At 65.1% G+C, this 16,292-nt stretch carries 17 protein-coding genes; 12 read left to right on the top strand and 5 right to left on the bottom strand.

The features are described from left to right. Positions 1–45: 45 nt before the first annotated feature. Together BUA05_RS00525 and BUA05_RS00520 are read left to right on the top strand one after the other, a co-directional pair. The gene (locus BUA05_RS00525; protein ID WP_072672713.1) at positions 46–1,890 is read left to right on the top strand and encodes a DUF885 domain-containing protein; all 1,845 of its coding nucleotides are present in this window, start codon (positions 46–48) and stop codon (positions 1,888–1,890) included. Positions 1,891–2,065: 175 nt separating this feature from the next. Then, complete coding sequence (locus BUA05_RS00520; RefSeq protein ID WP_072672712.1) at positions 2,066–2,365, top strand: NAD(P)/FAD-dependent oxidoreductase; 300 nt, start codon at positions 2,066–2,068, stop codon at positions 2,363–2,365. 8 nt (positions 2,366–2,373) lie between these two features. Here the strand turns inward: BUA05_RS00520 and BUA05_RS00515 are convergent, their stop codons facing one another. Continuing rightward, entirely contained in the window at positions 2,374–2,697 is a 324-nt protein-coding gene (locus BUA05_RS00515) for a hypothetical protein (protein WP_072672711.1), read from the bottom strand. A 106-nt stretch (positions 2,698–2,803) separates the two neighbouring features. Further along, the gene (locus tag BUA05_RS00510; RefSeq protein ID WP_072672710.1) at positions 2,804–4,417 is read right to left on the bottom strand and encodes a phosphoenolpyruvate carboxykinase; all 1,614 of its coding nucleotides are present in this window, start codon (positions 4,415–4,417) and stop codon (positions 2,804–2,806) included. Between the two features lie 369 nt (positions 4,418–4,786). On the opposite strand from BUA05_RS00510, the gene BUA05_RS00505 reads away from it, so the two are divergent. From BUA05_RS00505 to BUA05_RS00475, 7 genes are all read left to right on the top strand, one after another. Further along, the gene (locus BUA05_RS00505) at positions 4,787–5,494 is read left to right on the top strand and encodes a response regulator transcription factor (protein ID WP_211277601.1); all 708 of its coding nucleotides are present in this window, start codon (positions 4,787–4,789) and stop codon (positions 5,492–5,494) included. Then, a complete protein-coding gene (locus BUA05_RS00500; RefSeq protein WP_072672708.1) occupies positions 5,487–7,046 on the top strand; it encodes a sensor histidine kinase in 1,560 nt (519 codons plus the stop codon). Before BUA05_RS00505 ends, BUA05_RS00500 begins: the two co-directional genes overlap by 8 nt. Next, positions 7,043–7,567 carry an HPr kinase/phosphorylase gene (locus BUA05_RS00495; RefSeq protein ID WP_072672856.1) on the top strand — a complete coding sequence of 175 codons (525 nt, stop codon included), beginning with the start codon at positions 7,043–7,045 and terminating at the stop codon, positions 7,565–7,567. The genes BUA05_RS00500 and BUA05_RS00495 overlap by 4 nt, the downstream gene beginning before the upstream one ends. Beyond that, positions 7,564–8,490: an RNase adapter RapZ gene (gene rapZ, locus BUA05_RS00490; RefSeq protein ID WP_072672707.1), complete on the top strand. Its 927-nt coding sequence runs from the start codon at positions 7,564–7,566 to the stop codon at positions 8,488–8,490. Before BUA05_RS00495 ends, rapZ begins: the two co-directional genes overlap by 4 nt. A 90-nt stretch (positions 8,491–8,580) precedes the next feature. Then, a complete protein-coding gene (locus tag BUA05_RS00485; protein WP_072672706.1) occupies positions 8,581–9,006 on the top strand; it encodes a PTS sugar transporter subunit IIA in 426 nt (141 codons plus the stop codon). Between the two features lie 11 nt (positions 9,007–9,017). Further along, positions 9,018–9,296, top strand: a complete 279-nt coding sequence (locus BUA05_RS00480; protein WP_072672705.1) for an HPr family phosphocarrier protein — start codon at positions 9,018–9,020, stop codon at positions 9,294–9,296. 43 nt (positions 9,297–9,339) lie between these two features. Further along, positions 9,340–10,140, top strand: a complete 801-nt coding sequence (locus BUA05_RS00475; RefSeq protein ID WP_072672704.1) for a TrmH family RNA methyltransferase — start codon at positions 9,340–9,342, stop codon at positions 10,138–10,140. Between the two features lie 4 nt (positions 10,141–10,144). On the opposite strand, the gene BUA05_RS00470 is transcribed toward BUA05_RS00475, so the two are convergent. The 3 genes from BUA05_RS00470 to recR form a co-directional block, all read right to left on the bottom strand. Beyond that, positions 10,145–11,617, bottom strand: coding sequence for a DNA recombination protein RmuC (locus BUA05_RS00470; RefSeq protein WP_072672703.1), 1,473 nt, complete (start codon positions 11,615–11,617; stop codon positions 10,145–10,147). Positions 11,618–11,821: 204 nt separating this feature from the next. Next, entirely contained in the window at positions 11,822–12,394 is a 573-nt protein-coding gene (locus tag BUA05_RS00465; RefSeq protein ID WP_072672702.1) for a peptide deformylase, read from the bottom strand. Between the two features lie 111 nt (positions 12,395–12,505). After that, positions 12,506–13,102 (bottom strand): recombination mediator RecR, encoded by a 597-nt coding sequence (recR, locus tag BUA05_RS00460; protein WP_072672701.1) that lies wholly within the window; start codon positions 13,100–13,102, stop codon positions 12,506–12,508. A gap of 53 nt (positions 13,103–13,155) precedes the next feature. On the opposite strand from recR, the gene fmt reads away from it, so the two are divergent. The 3 genes from fmt (at position 13,156) to BUA05_RS00445 (ending at position 16,066) form a co-directional block, all read left to right on the top strand. Further along, on the top strand, positions 13,156–14,061 hold the full coding sequence (gene fmt, locus BUA05_RS00455; protein WP_072672700.1) for a methionyl-tRNA formyltransferase: 906 nt from the start codon (positions 13,156–13,158) through the stop codon (positions 14,059–14,061). Next, complete coding sequence (gene truA / locus BUA05_RS00450; protein ID WP_072672699.1) at positions 14,058–14,798, top strand: tRNA pseudouridine(38-40) synthase TruA; 741 nt, start codon at positions 14,058–14,060, stop codon at positions 14,796–14,798. Before fmt ends, truA begins: the two co-directional genes overlap by 4 nt. A gap of 155 nt (positions 14,799–14,953) precedes the next feature. Next, a complete protein-coding gene (locus tag BUA05_RS00445) occupies positions 14,954–16,066 on the top strand; it encodes a zinc-binding dehydrogenase (protein WP_072672698.1) in 1,113 nt (370 codons plus the stop codon). Positions 16,067–16,292: the final 226 nt, after the last annotated feature.

The raw sequence follows: 16,292 nt of genomic DNA, 5'->3' as shown, positions 1-16,292 counted from the left end.
CGCTGCGCAATTGACTTGATCGGGCCGTCCGGCCAAATCTGCTGCATGAGAGAGAGATATGCTGATTTCACCCGCCGCCAGACACTTGCCGGGCTTGGCGGAGTTTCCGCCCTTGCCCTGCTGCCTGCCTGCGCGCGCGGCGATATGCCGCCGGCGGGAGCGCCGGTTGCCGATCTTGCCCCGGATGCCGCGCTGGACCGGATCGCCTACCGGATGCTCGCCCACGAACCGGGCCGGGCGACGGGATTGGGGGTTGATACCGGCCAATATGCTGCATGGCGATCCACCTTCGGCACCCCGGGTGCGGATGGGCGCAGCGATTATGCCGCGACGCTGAAGGAACTGATCGCCGAGGCCCGCGCCTATCCCAAAGAAGGTCTGACCAGCGACCAGCAGACGGGCTTCGAAGTGGTCGAAACGGCCTTTTCCAAGGCATTGGAAGGCATGGCCCTGCCTTATGGCGATGTCGCGGTCGGCAGCTGGCGCAACGCGCCCTATGTGGTGATCCAGAATGTCGGCGGCTATATTGATCTGCCGCGTTTTTTCGGCTCGACTCAGCCGCTCAAGACGCCTGATGATATCGGCGCCTATGTGGACCGACTGTTCGAAGTTCCCGCGATCCTCGATGGTGAACTGGAGCGTATCCGCGCCGCGCGCGGCATGGGCCTTGTGCCTCCCGCCTTTCTGCTCGACAAGGCCATCGCCCAGATGGAAGCGAGCATCGCTGGCGCGACCAACAGTTATGTCGGCCCGCTGGTTGCGGCAGAGACCGACGGGGCAGAACGATCGACTCCGGTGGTCGCGCGTTTTGTCGCGGCCGGTATCGTCCCCGCACTCGAACGCCAGCTCGCCGAACTCAGGCTGCAGCGCGCCGTCGCGACGGACAATGCCGGCATGTGGGCGCAGCCTATCGGCGAGGAATATTACAGCTGGGCGGTCAGCGCTTCGACCACCACGGCGATGACCCCGGACGAAATCCACCGTCAGGGTCTTGCCGAGCTGGATGAAATCCACGGCCGGATGGACCCGATCCTGCGGGAAATCGGCTATACCAAAGGCAGCATCGGTGACCGGATGCAGGCGCTGTCCAACGACCCGCGCTACAAATTCGCCGAGGGCGATCCGGGGCGGGAAGAAATCTTCGCCTTCATCAACGACCGGGTCGCGTGGATCCGGTCGCAGATGCCGCGCGCGTTCAACCAGCTGGTCGATCCGCCGCTGGAAGTGCGCCGGCTACCCCTGACCGAAGAGCCCGGCGCACCGGGGGCCTATGGCGGCGCGGGCAGCAAGGATGGTTCGATCCCCGGACGGTTCTGGATCAACCTGCACACCACCGATCTGCACCGCAAGTATGATCTGGCCGACCTCGCCTACCACGAATCGATTCCCGGCCACGTGTGGGAAGGCGAATTTTCCAACCGCCTGCCGCTGATCCGCTCGATCCTTGCCTTCAACGCCTTTTCCGAAGGCTGGGCGCTTTATGCCGAACAGCTGGCCGATGAACTGGGCGCCTATGACGAATTCAAGGTCGGGCGGCTGGGCTATCTGCAAGCCCTCGCCTTCCGCGCCTGCCGCTTGGTGGTCGATACGGGCCTGCACTCCAAACGCTGGACCCGCGAACAGGGGCGGCAGTTCTTCGTCGAGCGCAATGGTTCGAAGGCGGAGGAAGTGGCGAGCGAGGTCGATCGTTATTGCAGCTGGCCGGGGCAGGCCTGCGGCTACAAGATCGGCCACAGCGAAATCGTCCGCCAGCGCGCACGGGCACAGACGGAACTGGGCGCGGCTTACGACTTCAAGGCGTTCAACACCGCCGTGGTGCTGGGCGGGAATGCCCCGCTCAGCGTGCTGGGCAACACTGTCAGCCGCTATATTGCCGGGGCGAGGGCCTGACCCCAACTTGCATCCTCCGGCGCAGATACCGGCTGCACTGATGATCGGCGGAGGCGTGCGTGGAGACGTTGGGACAAGAGCTTGAAACCATGCGCCGGGTGCCGCTTGCCCCGCCCATGTCGATGCCATCTGCGCGATCGGGCGCGAGCTTACCTATCCGGCGGGCAGCATCGTGATGGATATCGGCGAACCGCTCGACCGGTTCGTTTACGTCGCCGAAGGCGAGATCGAGGTTGTCGATCCCTATACCGGCTGGCTTTCCGGCCTTGCTGCTACCGATGCCAAGGGCTTCGCGATCACCGGTGCAGGCGCAGGGCAGGCGGATGATTACGCCACCACCGCGCCCGGCATATTCGCGGTCGGCGACGTGCGCGCCGGATCGGTCAAGCGCGTGGCAAGCGCCGTGGGCGAAGGTTCGGTGGTGGTCAGCCGGATCTGGCAATATCTTAAGGATACCCGAGCCAAACCCGGCTGACGACACCTTCAGCTCTTGCCGAACAGCCCCTTGGCCATACCCATGATGTCATTGATCGGATTGCCATCGCCGTCGCGATCGAGAACCGACGCGAAATTGGCAAGCGAACCTTCACCGCCGATTGCGCCGACAATCTGATTGAGCAGATCGGGGCTGAGCCCGGTCTTTTCCGCTGCCAGCGTGACCGTGTCACCCTCAAGCACATGGGTCTGGCCGAGCGTAGCAATCGCCTTTTCGACCATCGCCGGATCAAGCCCGACCTTGGCGGCGAGATTGGCCACGTCATCGGGCGCGCCGCCGATGTTCTTCAGGATACCATCGAGAATGCTCATGCCTGCCCTTCCTTGCTGATGAAACCACACGATCCGCCGGCAAGGTTACGCCATGATGGCGCAGCATGCCAGAAAATCAGGGGCGGAAATCAAGCAAGTCCGTAAATCAGGCGGCAACGGGGGCCGGGGCTGCCTGGCGCACGCCTTCGTCGACATGCTCGGCAAACTGGGCGAAGTTGTCGATGAACAACTGCACCAGCTTGCGCGCCGTGGCATCATATTCAGCCCCGTCGGCCCAGGTGCTGCGCGGATCGAGGATCGTCTGGTCCAGCCCTGCTTCGGCCAGCGCGGGCACGAACACCGGCACGTCAAACCCGAAGTTCGGGTCCTTGCGGAATTCGACGCTGTCCATCTTGCCATCGAGCACGGCGTTCAGCAGCGCGCGGGTCGCCTTGATCGGCATGCGGCTGCCGGTGCCGTACTTGCCGCCGGTCCAGCCGGTGTTGACCAGCCAGCATTGCGCCCCGCCCTTGCCGATGCGTTCCTTCAGCAGGTTGCCGTAAACGCTCGGGTGGCGCGGCATGAAGGCAGCGCCGAAACAGGTCGAGAAGGTCGCTTCCGGCTCGGTCACGCCGATCTCGGTCCCGGCGACCTTGGCGGTGTAGCCTGACAGGAAGTAATACATCGCCTGATCCGCCGTCAGCCGCGCAATCGGAGGCAGCACGCCAAAGGCATCGGCGGTCAGCATGATCACGTTGGAGGGCGCGGGGCCGAGGTTCTTCTCGCTGGTGTTGGGGATCGATTCGATCGGATAGGCACCGCGGGTATTCTCCGTCTTGCTGGAATCGGTGAAATCCAGTTCGCGGCTCGCTTCGTCCATCGCCACGTTTTCGAGGATCGTGCCGAACATCTTGGTCGTCGCGTAGATTTCCGGCTCACCTTCCTCTGAAAGGTTGATCATCTTGGCATAGCAGCCGCCTTCGAAATTGAACACGGCGGTGTCCGACCAGCCATGTTCGTCATCGCCGATCAGGGTGCGGCTGGCATCGGCCGAAAGCGTGGTCTTGCCCGTGCCCGACAGGCCGAAGAAAATCGCGCTTTTACCGTCGGCCCCGATATTGGCGCTGCAATGCATCGGCATCACGCCCTGCGCGGGGAGCAGGTAGTTGAGCAGGCCAAACACGCCCTTCTTCATCTCGCCCGAATATTCGGTGTTGCCGATCAGGATCAGCTTTTCAGTGAAGCTGACCGCGATCACCGTGTCGCTGCGGCAGCCATGGCGTTCCGGATCAGCCTTGAAGCTGGGCAGGTTGATGATGGTGTATTCGGGCGCGAAGCTGGCCACTTCGTCAGCCACGGGGCGCACCAGCAGGGTGCGCACGAACAGGTTGTGCCACGCCATCTGGGTGACGACCCGCACATTCACCCGGTATTCGGGCTGCGAGCCGCCAAACAGGTCGGCGACGTAAATTTCGTCCTGCCCTTCGAGGTGATCGAGAAAATCGGCTTTCAGCGCGGCGAAGTGTTCCGGGCTCATCGGCTGGTTGATAGCACCCCAGTTGATCGTGTCCTCGGTCGCGGCATCGCGCACGATGAACTTGTCCTTCACGCTGCGCCCGGTGAACTTGCCGGTTTCCACCAGCAGCGCGCCGTCCCGCGTCAGCTTGCCTTCGCCGCGTGCGAGGGCATGTTCCACCAGCGCCGGCGTGCCGAGATTGGCGTGGATGGTCGCCCGGGTTGCAAGGTTCTGGGCGGACAGCGGATGTGCAAGCGAGGTCAAGGTCGTGTCTCCTCAGCCAGTCGGGATGGCGGCGGTGCAATAGGCGGGGGCGAATCCGCTACGTTCCCCGTAGCATTCACGCATACGTATGCAACCACAAGCGGTCGCACCATGTGCAACATGATCGATCCCATTGCTCGCGCCATTAATGGGCGACTCCGCGCGCGTCAAACCGGCTGGGCCATGACATTTTTGCGAGGCCGGTGATCCGGCCTGCAACATTCCCTCGCAGCGATTGTCTCGCACGCGCAATGGCGCTACCGCTTGCCCCATGCGATGGCGGCGGCAAGAAGGATAGTCACCATGTCCGACACCACCCCCGATTATGCCGCTACCGGCCCGGAAACGGGCGAGGTCGGGCAGCGCGCGATGCAGATCGCGCTGGTCGATGATGATCGCAACATCCTCACCACCGTATCGATCGCGTTGCAGGCTGAAGGCTTTGCCACCCGCCTCTATTCGGACGGCGAAACCGCGTTGAAGGCGCTGCTCGACAATCCGCCTGATCTGGCCGTGTTCGACATCAAGATGCCGAAGATGGACGGGATGGAACTGCTGCGGCGACTGCGCGAACATTCACCGCTGCCGGTGATCTTCCTGACCAGCAAAAACGACGAAAGCGACGAGGAAGCGGGGCTTGAACTGGGGGCGGATGATTACATCGCCAAGCCTTTCAGCCTGCGTCTGCTGGTCGCCCGCATCCGCGCGATCCTGCGGCGCGCTGATCCGGTGGAGACCGGAAGCGGCAATGCCGACCCCGCCGAACCGGCACAGGCGAGCCTGATCCGCGGGCGGCTGTTCATGGATCCGGCCCGCCATCAGGTCACCTGGGACGGGCAGATCGTCAGCCTGACCGTGACAGAGTTCCTGATCCTGGAGGCGCTGGCGATCCGCCCCGGCGTTATCAAGAGCCGCAACCAGTTGATGGACGCCGCCTATCCCGACGATGTCTTCGTCGATGATCGCACGGTCGATAGCCATATCAAGCGGATGCGCCGCAAGTTCCGCATGGTCGATTCCCGGTTCGGCGCGATCGATACGCTTTATGGCGCGGGCTACAGCTTCACCGATGCCTGATGCAATCCGGGCCGCGGCAGGCGGCGAACAGCTGAGCGCGACCGGGCGGTTTGCGCTCACGGCGCGCATCCTTGTGGTCAATATTCTGCCGCTGGCCATCATGGGCGGCGGCCTGCTCTATCTCGACAGCTACCGCACGCAGCTGATCAATGAACGCTTCAAGCTTGCCCGGATCGAGGCGCAGATCACCGCCGAAGCGCTCGCCGGGGCCAGCCGTGAGCGGCAGGAGGCGCTGCTGGTGCAGATCGGCAAGGAACAGCGCATGCGGCTGCGGATGTTCGATGCCGATGGGCTGCTGACCGCTGACAGTTTTGCACTTGCCGACCCCGCCTTCCGCTTCAACGACATCACCGATGATGACTGGGAACAGCAATTAGCCCGCTGGCTGGATCGCACGGTCGACACCATCGTCGCTGCCGAGCCGGTGCAGGACTATATCGAGCCCGAGGCGCAGGAGGCCGATGCCTGGCCCGAACTCGCCCGCGCGCGCGAACTGGGATTGTCGCAGGTCAGGCTTTATGACTGGCGCGACGGCACGCCGGTGATCACCGCTGCCGCGCCAGTGGGGCTCAACGGTGCGACCTTGCTGACCGTGCGCAACGCGGTCGACATTACCGAAAGCGTGCGCGCCGCGCGCACCACGCTGGGCTTTGCGATGCTGCTGGTGCTGGCGGCTTCGGCGCTGTTGTCGCTGTTCCTGGCGCGCACCATCGTCACGCCCCTGCGCCAGCTCGCGCGCGCGGCGGTGCGGGTGCGCCAGGGGCGTCAACGCGAGGTCGAGGTGCCGCGCCTGCCGCAACGCAGTGACGAGATCGGCCTGCTGGCCCGCGCGGTGTCCGACATGACTGGCGCGCTGCGCCAGCGCATCGACGCGGTCGACAGCTTTGCGGCAGATGTGGCGCACGAGATCAAGAACCCGCTCGCCAGCTTGCGCAGTGCGATCGAATCGCTGCCGCGGGTCGATGATCCGGCGCTGCGGCAGGAACTGTTCGAGATCGCGACCCATGATGTGCGGCGGATCGACCGGCTGGTGAGCGAGATTTCCGATGCCAGCCGGATCGATGCCGAAATGAGCCGGGCGACCCTCGAACGGATCCAGCTGGCCGATCTGGTCCGCGCGATCATCGGTGGGCGCGAACACCGCGCCGAGAATGAAGGCCGCCGGATCGAGCTTTCCATCCGCGGTTCTGCCGCCAATGTCCGCGGGGTGGGTGCGCGGCTCGAACGCGTGGTCGAAAACCTGCTCGACAATGCCGTGTCCTTCTCGCCCCCCGACGCGCCGATCGAAGTGGAGATCGACAATGACGGCGAATGGGTCACGCTGACCATCTGCGACCACGGACCCGGCATCCCGGAGGAATCGCGCCAGAAGGTGTTCCGGCGCTTCCATTCGGTGCGCCCGGCCGAGGAGGATTTTGGCAATCACTCCGGCCTTGGCCTCGCCATTGCGCGCGCGATCGCCGAAGCGCTTGATGGCACGCTCACCGCCGATGCGCGGCGCGATGGCGCACCCGGCGCGTGTTTGCGGCTGCGGCTGCCGGCGGCGGCATGAACACGGACAGCCCCTTCGTCCATCAGGCCAGCGCCGTTGCGATTGGCGGGCGGGCCCTGCTGATCGAAGGGCCGCCGGGCAGCGGCAAATCGAGCCTTGCGCTGGCGCTGATCGATCGCGGCGCCGGACTGATCGGCGATGACGCGGTGACACTGATGCGCACGGGTATCCGCACGGCACCGCAAGTGGGAACGCACATCAGCGATGTGCTGATGGCCAGCCCGCCGCCCAATATTGCCGGACTGATCGAACTGCGCGGCATCGGCATTGTGCAGGTGCCGGTTGCCGCGCCCGCTCCGGTCGCGCTGGTGCTGGAACTGGGCGCGGCGCGGGACACGACGCTGGGCGAACGCCTGCCCGAAACACCGCTCCCCCGGCGCGTAATCGGCGGCGTGGCGGTGCCGGTGCTGCGCTTTGATCCCGGCACCATTGCCCCCGCGCAGCGCGCCGAATGGGCGCTGGCGCTGCATGGCACCAATGCAAATCCGCCTTCCCTTTCCGCCGCCCCCGCGCAAGAATGAGCATGATGAACGAGACCGCAGATCCGCCCCCCGCACCACAACAGCTGCTGTTTGTCACCGGCCTGTCCGGCGCGGGCAAATCGACCGCGCTCGCGGTGCTGGAAGATCTTGGCTGGGAGACGATCGACAATTTCCCGGTGCGGTTGCTGAAGCGGCTGGTGGCCATGCCCGACGAAGCGCGCGGGCCGCTGGCGATCGGGTTCGATTCGCGCACCCGCGGCTTTGTCCCGGCGGACATCATCGCGCTGGTCAAGGATCTGGCCGCGCGGGACGATGTCACGCTTACCTTCGTCTTCCTCGATTGCTCGGGCACAGAACTTGAACGCCGCTTCAACGAAACCCGGCGCCGCCACCCGCTGGCTGCCGGACGGCCGGTGATGGAAGGCATCGCGGCCGAGCGCGAGTTGCTCGAACCGCTCCGGCGCTGGGCCGAGATCATGGTCGATACGACCGCCATGACCAGCAATGATCTGCAATCCCACATCCGCGAGCTGTTCGCTCCCGCCAGCAGCGAGAGCGCGATGACGCTGACGCTTTCCAGTTTCGGCTTTGCGCGCGGGATGCCGCCGCTCGCCGATCTGGTGTTCGACATGCGCTTTATCGACAATCCCCACTGGGTGCCGGCCTTGCGCGAACTGACCGGACAGGATGCGCCTGTCGGTGAGCATATCGAGCGCGACCCGGCCTTTGCAGAGGCCTTTGCCCGCATTCGTGACCTGCTGCTGATGCTGCTCCCGCGTTACCAGGTCCAGGGCAAGCCCTATGTCCATATCGCCTTTGGTTGTACCGGCGGGAGACACCGTTCGGTCTATACCGCCGAACGCATGGCCCAAGGCTTGCGTGCCGCCGGATTTTCGCCCACTGTCCGGCACCGCAATCTTGGCTCGCGCGCGGCGTATGAGATCGAACGTGATCGGCGCTAGGCACGGCACGGACACAGCTGGCATTGCCCAGATCGGTTGAAACGCCTAAGGCCTGCTTCCGGCGGGCAGTTAACGGACCCAATTTCACGCATGATCGGTTTGATCCTCGTTACCCATGGTCGCCTTGCCGACCAGTTCGTCGAGGCGATGGAGCACGTCGTCGGCCCGCAGGATGGCATCGTGACCGTCTGCATCGGCCCGAATGACGACATGGAACAGCGCCGCGCCGACATTGCGAAAGCAATCGAAGCGGTCGATACCGGCGGCGGTGTCATCATTCTGACAGACCTGTTCGGCGGCACCCCTTCGAACCTCGCGATATCGCTGCTCGATGCAGGCCATGTCGAGGTGATTGCCGGGATCAACCTGCCGATGCTGATCCGGCTGGCGGGCGCGCGCAAGGCGATGGATGTGACCGCTGCCGTTGCCGCTGCGCAGACCGCAGGGCGCAACTACATCACCGTCGCCAGCGAGCTGCTCGGACAGGCTAGCGGTCCGGCGCGGGCCAAGGCCTGAGGCGCGGCGTCATGGGGGAAGCACGCCGCACCATCACCATCGTCAACCGCCGAGGTCTGCACGCCCGGGCAAGCGCGAAATTCGTCGGCGCGGTCGCGGCCCTGCCCGACGGGGTGACGGTGACCGTCAGCAAGGCGCCCAACAGCGCGGCGGGCGGATCGATCCTCGGTCTGATGATGCTTGGCGCGGCCAAGGGCGACGTGATCGAGGTGCTGGTCGCAGGCGAAAATGCCGAAACGGTGCTGGCCGAGCTTGCCGCGCTGGTCGAATCCGGATTCGGGGAAGATTGACGCGGGGATTGACGCGGGGCCTTGCTGCGGTCAGCAGGCTCGCATGCGCAGGCAGATCACCGGCTTTTCCAATCCGACCGTCAAATATCTGCGGTCCTTGCGCGACAAGAAGCATCGCAAGCGCAGCGGACAGTTCCTGGTCGAAGGGCTGCGGCTGCTCGAAGATGCCCGCAGCATCGGCCGCTTGCCGCAAATGCTGGTGATGGCCGAAGGGCGCGATGATCACGCCTTGCTGGCGCGGCTTGAGGCTGACGTCATGGCGGCAGGCGGCGAGGTGATCACCACCACGCCCGACATTCTCTCCAAGATCACCGGCAAGGACAACGCCCAGAGCGTGACCGGCGTATTCGACGAATGGGACACCCGCCTCGCCGCGCTCACCCGCAGCGCTGCGCCGATCTGGCTGGTGGCGCAGGCTTTGCGCGATCCCGGCAATCTTGGCACGATGCTGCGCACCGGCGATGCAGTGGGCGCAGGCGGGCTGATCCTGATCGATGAATGCGCCGATCCCTTCAGCGCCGAGGCCGTTCGCGCCAGCATGGGGGCGGTGTTCACCGTGCCGGTGGCGCAGGCGCGGTGGGAGGAATTCCTGCCGTGGCTGCGGGCGGGTGAAGGCCAGCTGGTGGCGGCAAGCCTGCGCGACGCCGTGCCCTATCGCGCGGCGGATTACCGCGCGCCGTGCTTCATTCTGGTCGGCAACGAATCGCAAGGCCTGCCGGAGGATTACGAAGCGGCCTGCGATCTGCGCGTGACCATGCCGATGCTGGGGCGTGCGGATTCGCTTAACGCCGCGGTGGCAGCAGCGGTGTTGGGCTATGAGGTGCTGGCAGGGGTTGAGCGGTAGAGTTCTACTCCGCCGCGTCCTTCTTCGCTTCCAGCGCCGGATATTCTGCCTCGACCCCATCGGCATCGCCTGCGTTGTAGCGCGGGGCGCTTTCCACCAAGGACACATCCTCGATCTCGCGCTTGCCGATATCGACGCCCTTTTCCGCGAGCCTGCGCCCTGACGACAGCACGTTGCGTTCAAAGCTGCCGACGAATTTGTTGTAATTGTTGACCGCGCTTTCCAGCCCGCCGCCCACGCGTTTGAGATGTTGCGCCGCGACTTCGAGACGGCCGTATAATTCTGCGCCCATGCGCCCGATTTCCGCCGCTTCGGAGGCCATCTTGTCCTGCCGCCACACCTGCGCCACGGTGCGCGCAATCGCGACAAGGTTGGTCGGTGTCGCCAGCAGCACCTTGTTGCGGAAGGCGAAGTCCCACAATTCGGGGTCATGTTCGAGCGCAGCGGCGACGAAATGTTCGCCCGGCACAAACATCACCACATAATCGGGCGCGTCCTCGAACTGGCTCTGATAGCTTTTGGAACCCAGCGTCTGGACATGGCCGCGCATGGATTTGGCGTGGAGATCCAGATGCCGCTTGCGCTCGCCTTCGTCATCGGCCTCGAACGCGGCCTGATAGGCGTTCAATGACACCTTGGCATCGATCACCAGCTTCTTCTGCCCCGGCACATTCACGATCGCATCGGGCCGCAGGCGGCCATCGGCGGTGTCCATCGATTGTTCGAGTTGAAAATCAGTATGTTCGGCCAGCCCGCATTGTTCGAGCACGTTCTGCAACGCCCGCTCACCCCAGCGCCCGCGCGCCTTGGGAGCGTTGGTCAGCGAATTGCCAAGCCGCTGCGCCTCGCGTCGGACATCTTCCTGCCCTTTTCGCATTTCCTCGATCACGCCGGTGAGCTGGCCGAAGGCATCGGTGCGTTTTGCCTCCAGTTCGGCAACCTGTTTTTCGTAACTCGCCAGCCGGTCTCCCACCGGGGTGAGCAGCGCCTTGATCTTCGCCTCGCCCGCTTCCTCGGACTGGCGAAAACGCGCCTCGGCACGGTCGAGAAAGGTCTTCTGCGCCGCTTCGAGCACCTTGTTGCCCGCGTTTTCGAATTCCTTGCGCAAGCTTTCCTGCGCTTCGAGCAGACCCTTGCGCTGCTCCGCAAAGGCCTTCTCACGCTCGGCAGAAGCGCTTTCGATCGCTGCCAGCCGCTGCGCCAGCGCCGCCCGTTCGCCCTGCACCGCATCAAGCCGCACGAGCAAGCCATCGGCCTGCCCGGCACGTTCCTTCAGCCCGGCGACCTCGATCCGCGCTTCGCCCAGTTCGGCAATGGCGCGCTTGAACTCGCCCTCCTGCTCATCCGCCTCACGCTCGACCACGGCCAGCCGCGCGCGCAGATCGGCAACCGGGCGCGAGGCGATAATCCAGCAGGCGACGCCGCCGAAAATCGCGCCGAGAACAAGGGTGACAAGCGGGAGAATCGCAGGGTCCATGGCAATCCCCTACACGGAACGTATGGGGAACGCTAGTGGCGTGGCACGGATTTCCGCAAGAAAGCCGGACCCCGCCCTTTGCCGGGGTGACGAAGAAAGGAGGAAAGGCATCGGCGCAAAGCGCCGCAAGGCCGCCCGCAGCGTGCGCAGCTTTGCTGCGCGTCTAGCGAGGACAAAGGCGCGTAAGGCGCCTTCGCCAACAAATTACGCCGCTACACGGATCTTCTTGAGTTTCTTCAGCGCCATGGCGCGCTTCAACCGCGACAGGTGGTCGATGAACAGGATGCCTTCGAGGTGGTCCATCTCGTGCTGCAGGCAGGTCGCCATCAGCCCTTCGAGCGCTTCCTCGTGAGTGTTGCCATCGAGATCCTGATAGCGCACCGTGCAGGTCGCCGGACGATCGACATCAGCGTAGATTTCAGGGACCGAAAGGCAGCCTTCCTGATAGGTCGAAAGCTCGTCCGCCGGGTCGAGGATCACCGGGTTGATGAAGACGCGCGGTTCTTTTTTGGTGGCCGGGTGCGTGTGGGAGTGGCCGTCATGCGCGCATTCGACCGGCTCTGCATCCGGGTCATCGGGTTGCAGATCGATCACCAGCACCCGCTTGGGCACGCCGACCTGAATCGCGGCGAGGCCGATGCCGGGGGCATCATACATCGTCTCGAACATGTCTTCGACCAGCGTGCGCAGGTCGGCGTTGAACTCATGCGGTTCAACCGGGGTGGAGATGGTCTTGAGCCGGGGGTCCGGCACTTCGAGGATTTCGCGGATAGCCATGACAGCTCATTTAGGCCGAGAACGCCGCTTGTTCAACTGATCTGCGTTCCTGCCAGAACAGGAACCCATCGCGCCGATGGACTCCTGCTGTTGCAGGAGATCACCAACGCATCACCCCACCGGCCGACGCGCCCGCAAGGCCTGGGCCAGCGTGCCGTCATCAAGGTAATCCAGCTCGCCGCCGACCGGCAGCCCGTGGGCCAATTGCGTCACTCGCAGCGGGAAAGCCTCCAGCCGTTCAGCGAGGTAATGCGCGGTGGTCTGGCCTTCCAATGTCGCGTTCATGGCCAGCACCACTTCGTCCACGCCGCCGTCTTCGACGCGGGCGAGCAGGCTGGCGATGCCCAGATCCTCAGGCCCGATGCCGTCCAAGGCCGACAGCCGCCCGCCCAGCACATGGTAACGCCCTGCAAACAGCCGTGCGCGGTCCAGCGCCCACACGTCCGCCACCTCTTCCACCACGCATAACAACCGCGCATCGCGGCGCGGATCGGTGCAGATGCCGCAGGGGTCGCTTGTGTCGACATTGCCGCAAGTCTGGCATTCCACCAGCGTTTCCGAGACTGCCGCCAATGCCTCCAGCAGCGCGGGCAAGGCCTGTTCCCGGTGCTTGACCAGCCACAGCACCGCCCGCCGCGCCGAACGCGGGCCAAGGCCCGGCAGGCGGGCGAGCGCGGAACTCAGAGCTTCGATCTCTTGCGATGCCATGGGGGGAGAGATAGGGCCTGCGCTTCGCTTCACAAAGGCCGCGGGGCAAGCTTATGCGCATCATCTTCATGGGGACGCCCGATTTCGCGGTTCCCGCCCTGCGCGCGCTCCATGCAGCGGGGCACGAAATCGCCTGCGTCTACACCCAGCCGCCGCGTGCCGCTGGCCGGGGCAAGCAGTTGCGGCCCACGCCGGTGCAGGTGGCGGCGGAAGGTCTGGGGCTGACGGTGCGGTCGCCAGTGTCGCTCCGCAACGCCGAGGCGCAGGCCGAATTCGCCGCGCTGAATGCCGATGTGGCGGTGGTCGCGGCCTATGGGTTGATCCTGCCGCAGGCGGTACTCGATGCGCCAACGCATGGCTGCCTCAACATCCACGCCAGCCTGCTCCCCCGGTGGAGGGGAGCAGCGCCGATCCACCGTGCGGTAATGGCGGGCGATGCCGAAACGGGCGTCACGATCATGCAGATGGAAGCGGGACTGGACACGGGTGCGATGCTGCACAAGGTTGCGGTGCCGGTCGGGTGCAAGACCACGGGCGAGCTGACCGAGGAACTCGCGGTGCTGGGCGCGCAGGCGATGGTGGAGGTGCTGGGCGATCTCGCCGCCTTCCCGCCCGAACCGCAAGCCGACAGCGCGGCGATCTACGCCCCCAAGATCGACAAGGCGGAAAGCAAAATCGAATGGGCCGAACCCGCCGAGGTGATCGAACGCCAAGTGCGCGGCCTCGCCCCCTTCCCCGGCGCGTGGTTCTTGCTTGAGGGCGAACGCGTGAAGCTGTTGCTGGCCGAGGTGATCGAGGCAAGCGGCAACCCCGGCGCTGTGCTGGACGATGACTTCGCCATCGCTTGCGGGCAATGCGCGATCCGGCCCCTGATGCTCCAGCGGGCGGGCAAGCCGGCGATGGCGCGCGCCGATTTCCTGCGCGGGCGGCCCGTGGCGGTGGGGACGGTGCTGGCTTGACCCGTTTCGCGCTCACCCTCGAATTCGACGGCACGCCGTTCAGCGGCCTGCAACGCCAGTCCAACGGGCCAAGCGTGCAGCAATCGGTCGAGGACGCGCTGCACCGGATCACCGGGGAGGCCGCCAGCGTCCACAGCGCCGGGCGCACCGATGCAGGCGTGCATGCGCTGGCGATGCGCAGCCATGTGGACATCGCCAAGCCCTTCGATCCCTTCCGCCTGATGGGCGCGATCAACGCCCATCTCAGGCCCGATCCCATCGCCGTGACCCATTGCGAAGTGGTGCCTGATGACTGGCACGCGCGCTTTTCCTGCACCGGGCGGCGCTATCTCTACCGGATCGTCAACCGCCGCGCGCCGCTCGCCTTGCAGCGCGACCGGGCGTGGCAGGTGGCAACCCCGCTGGATGCAGACGCGATGCACCGTGCCGCGCAGGTGCTGGTCGGGCGGCATGATTTCACCACCTTCCGTTCCGTCCATTGTCAGGCCGCCGATCCGGTCAAGACGCTCGATCTGCTGGATGTCGAGCGGATGGGCGACGAAGTGCACATCCACGCCGCCGCGCGCAGCTTCCTTCATCACCAGGTGCGCTCCATGGTCGGCTGCCTGAAACTGGTCGGCACCGGCACATGGGACGCAGCCCGCCTTGCCGCCGCCCTTGCCGCGCGCGACCGCGGTGCACTGGGGCTGAACGCGCCCGCGCATGGGCTGTATTTTGTCGAGGCGACCTATCCATGACACGTGCCCACCCCTAACCCCTCCCGCCTGCGGGAGGGGAGCGAGACTTGCCGAGCCGCAGGCGAGGTCAGTCGCAGCGGGGTGGGTCAGCGGAGCGCCCGTTGCCATTCGCAACCGAAATGCCTAGGCGCATCAGCAACAACGGGAGACGATCGATGACCACCACCGGAAAGCAGCTTTTCACCACCCTCACCGCCGACGGCAAGCTGACGCTGGAGGTCGCGGAAAGCCAGTTCCCCGCGCCCACCGGCAATCAGGTGCTGGTCAAGATGGAGGCCGCGCCGATCAATCCCTCCGACCTCGCGATCCTCACCAGCGCCGCCGACTTCGAGAACGCCGAATACACCCCCGGCAAGGTCGCCGCGCAGATGCCCGAGCCGTTCCTGTCGGGCCAGAAGGGCCGCCACGGCCAGCGCCTGCCCGCCGGTAACGAAGGCGCAGGCACCGTGATCGCGACCGGCGACAGCGATATGGCAAAAGCGCTGATGGGCGCGCGGGTCGCCTGCGTTCCGGGCAGCGCCTTCAGCCAATATGCCATTGCCGATGCGATGATGTGCCTGCCGCTGGGCGACCATTCGGCGGAAGAAGGCGCGTCAAGCTTCGTCAACCCGATGACCGCGCTGGGCTTTGTCGAAACCGCGAAGATGGAAGGCCATGACGCCATCATCCACCTCGCCGCCGCGTCCAACCTCGGCCAGATGCTCAACCGCATCTGCGTGGAAGACGGGATGAAGCTGGTCAATATCGTGCGCAAGGACGAACATGTCGAACTGCTGAAGTCGCAGGGCGCGACCCATGTGGTGAATTCCTCGGCCCCGACCTACATGGCCGACCTGCGCGCCGCGATTGCCGAGACCGGCGCCTTCCTCGGCTTTGATCCGATCGGCGGCGGGCAGGCCAGCGATGGCGTGCTGAAGGCAATGGAACAGGTCGCCGCGTCCCAGATGGGCGAGTTTTCGCGCTATGGGTCGAACCAGGACAAGAAGATGTACATGTACGGGCGGCTTGACCTCGGCCCGACGATCCTGACCCCGTCCTATGGCCTCCAGTGGAGCATTTCGGGCTGGCTGCTGACCCCGTTCCTCCAGCGCGCAGGCATGGAAACCGTGGTGCGGATGCGCACCCGCGTTCAGCAGAATCTCACCACCACCTTTGCCAGCCATTACAAGGCCAAGGTGACGCTGGAAGGCATGCTGGAAAAGGACGCGATCAGCGATTACCGGCAGATGAAGACGGGCGAGAAATACCTCGTCACGCCCTGGGGCTAACCTGCCCCGCGTGCGAAAGATTTGGAGGGGTGGGGCGTAACCCTAGCGCGCAAACGCAACCCCGCCCCACCAGACGACCGCTTCTGGCAATTGGCGCGTGTGGCGGGAATGGATGGTTTCCTGCCGTTCTCCCGCTCACCGCCCCGTGCTTGACACGCGGCGACGCGATCAGAGGTCCGATACGGGGTCGCAGGCCAAACTTACGCTCTCGGCGAGGAAAACGCCA

Source organism: Erythrobacter sanguineus, assembly GCF_900143235.1.
GTDB classification, from domain to species: domain Bacteria; phylum Pseudomonadota; class Alphaproteobacteria; order Sphingomonadales; family Sphingomonadaceae; genus Erythrobacter; species Erythrobacter sanguineus.
Note: the sequence above shows the minus strand (reverse complement) of the source record. Positions and strands in the feature narration are given on the sequence as shown.

Excerpts from the sequence above, each read along its gene's own strand:
- BUA05_RS00525 (WP_072672713.1), top strand. The coding sequence starts at position 46 with ATGAGAGAGAGATATGCTGATTTCACCCGCCGCCAGACACTTGCCGGG.
- BUA05_RS00520 (WP_072672712.1), top strand. The coding sequence starts at position 2,066 with ATGGATATCGGCGAACCGCTCGACCGGTTCGTTTACGTCGCCGAAGGC.
- BUA05_RS00515 (WP_072672711.1), bottom strand. The coding sequence starts at position 2,697 with ATGAGCATTCTCGATGGTATCCTGAAGAACATCGGCGGCGCGCCCGAT.
- BUA05_RS00505 (WP_211277601.1), top strand. The coding sequence starts at position 4,787 with ATGCAGATCGCGCTGGTCGATGATGATCGCAACATCCTCACCACCGTA.
- BUA05_RS00500 (WP_072672708.1), top strand. The coding sequence starts at position 5,487 with ATGCCTGATGCAATCCGGGCCGCGGCAGGCGGCGAACAGCTGAGCGCG.
- BUA05_RS00495 (WP_072672856.1), top strand. The coding sequence starts at position 7,043 with ATGAACACGGACAGCCCCTTCGTCCATCAGGCCAGCGCCGTTGCGATT.
- rapZ (WP_072672707.1), top strand. The coding sequence starts at position 7,564 with ATGAGCATGATGAACGAGACCGCAGATCCGCCCCCCGCACCACAACAG.
- BUA05_RS00485 (WP_072672706.1), top strand. The coding sequence starts at position 8,581 with ATGATCGGTTTGATCCTCGTTACCCATGGTCGCCTTGCCGACCAGTTC.
- BUA05_RS00480 (WP_072672705.1), top strand. The coding sequence starts at position 9,018 with ATGGGGGAAGCACGCCGCACCATCACCATCGTCAACCGCCGAGGTCTG.
- BUA05_RS00475 (WP_072672704.1), top strand. The coding sequence starts at position 9,340 with ATGCGCAGGCAGATCACCGGCTTTTCCAATCCGACCGTCAAATATCTG.
- BUA05_RS00470 (WP_072672703.1), bottom strand. The coding sequence starts at position 11,617 with ATGGACCCTGCGATTCTCCCGCTTGTCACCCTTGTTCTCGGCGCGATT.
- BUA05_RS00465 (WP_072672702.1), bottom strand. The coding sequence starts at position 12,394 with ATGGCTATCCGCGAAATCCTCGAAGTGCCGGACCCCCGGCTCAAGACC.
- recR (WP_072672701.1), bottom strand. The coding sequence starts at position 13,102 with ATGGCATCGCAAGAGATCGAAGCTCTGAGTTCCGCGCTCGCCCGCCTG.
- fmt (WP_072672700.1), top strand. The coding sequence starts at position 13,156 with ATGCGCATCATCTTCATGGGGACGCCCGATTTCGCGGTTCCCGCCCTG.
- BUA05_RS00445 (WP_072672698.1), top strand. The coding sequence starts at position 14,954 with ATGACCACCACCGGAAAGCAGCTTTTCACCACCCTCACCGCCGACGGC.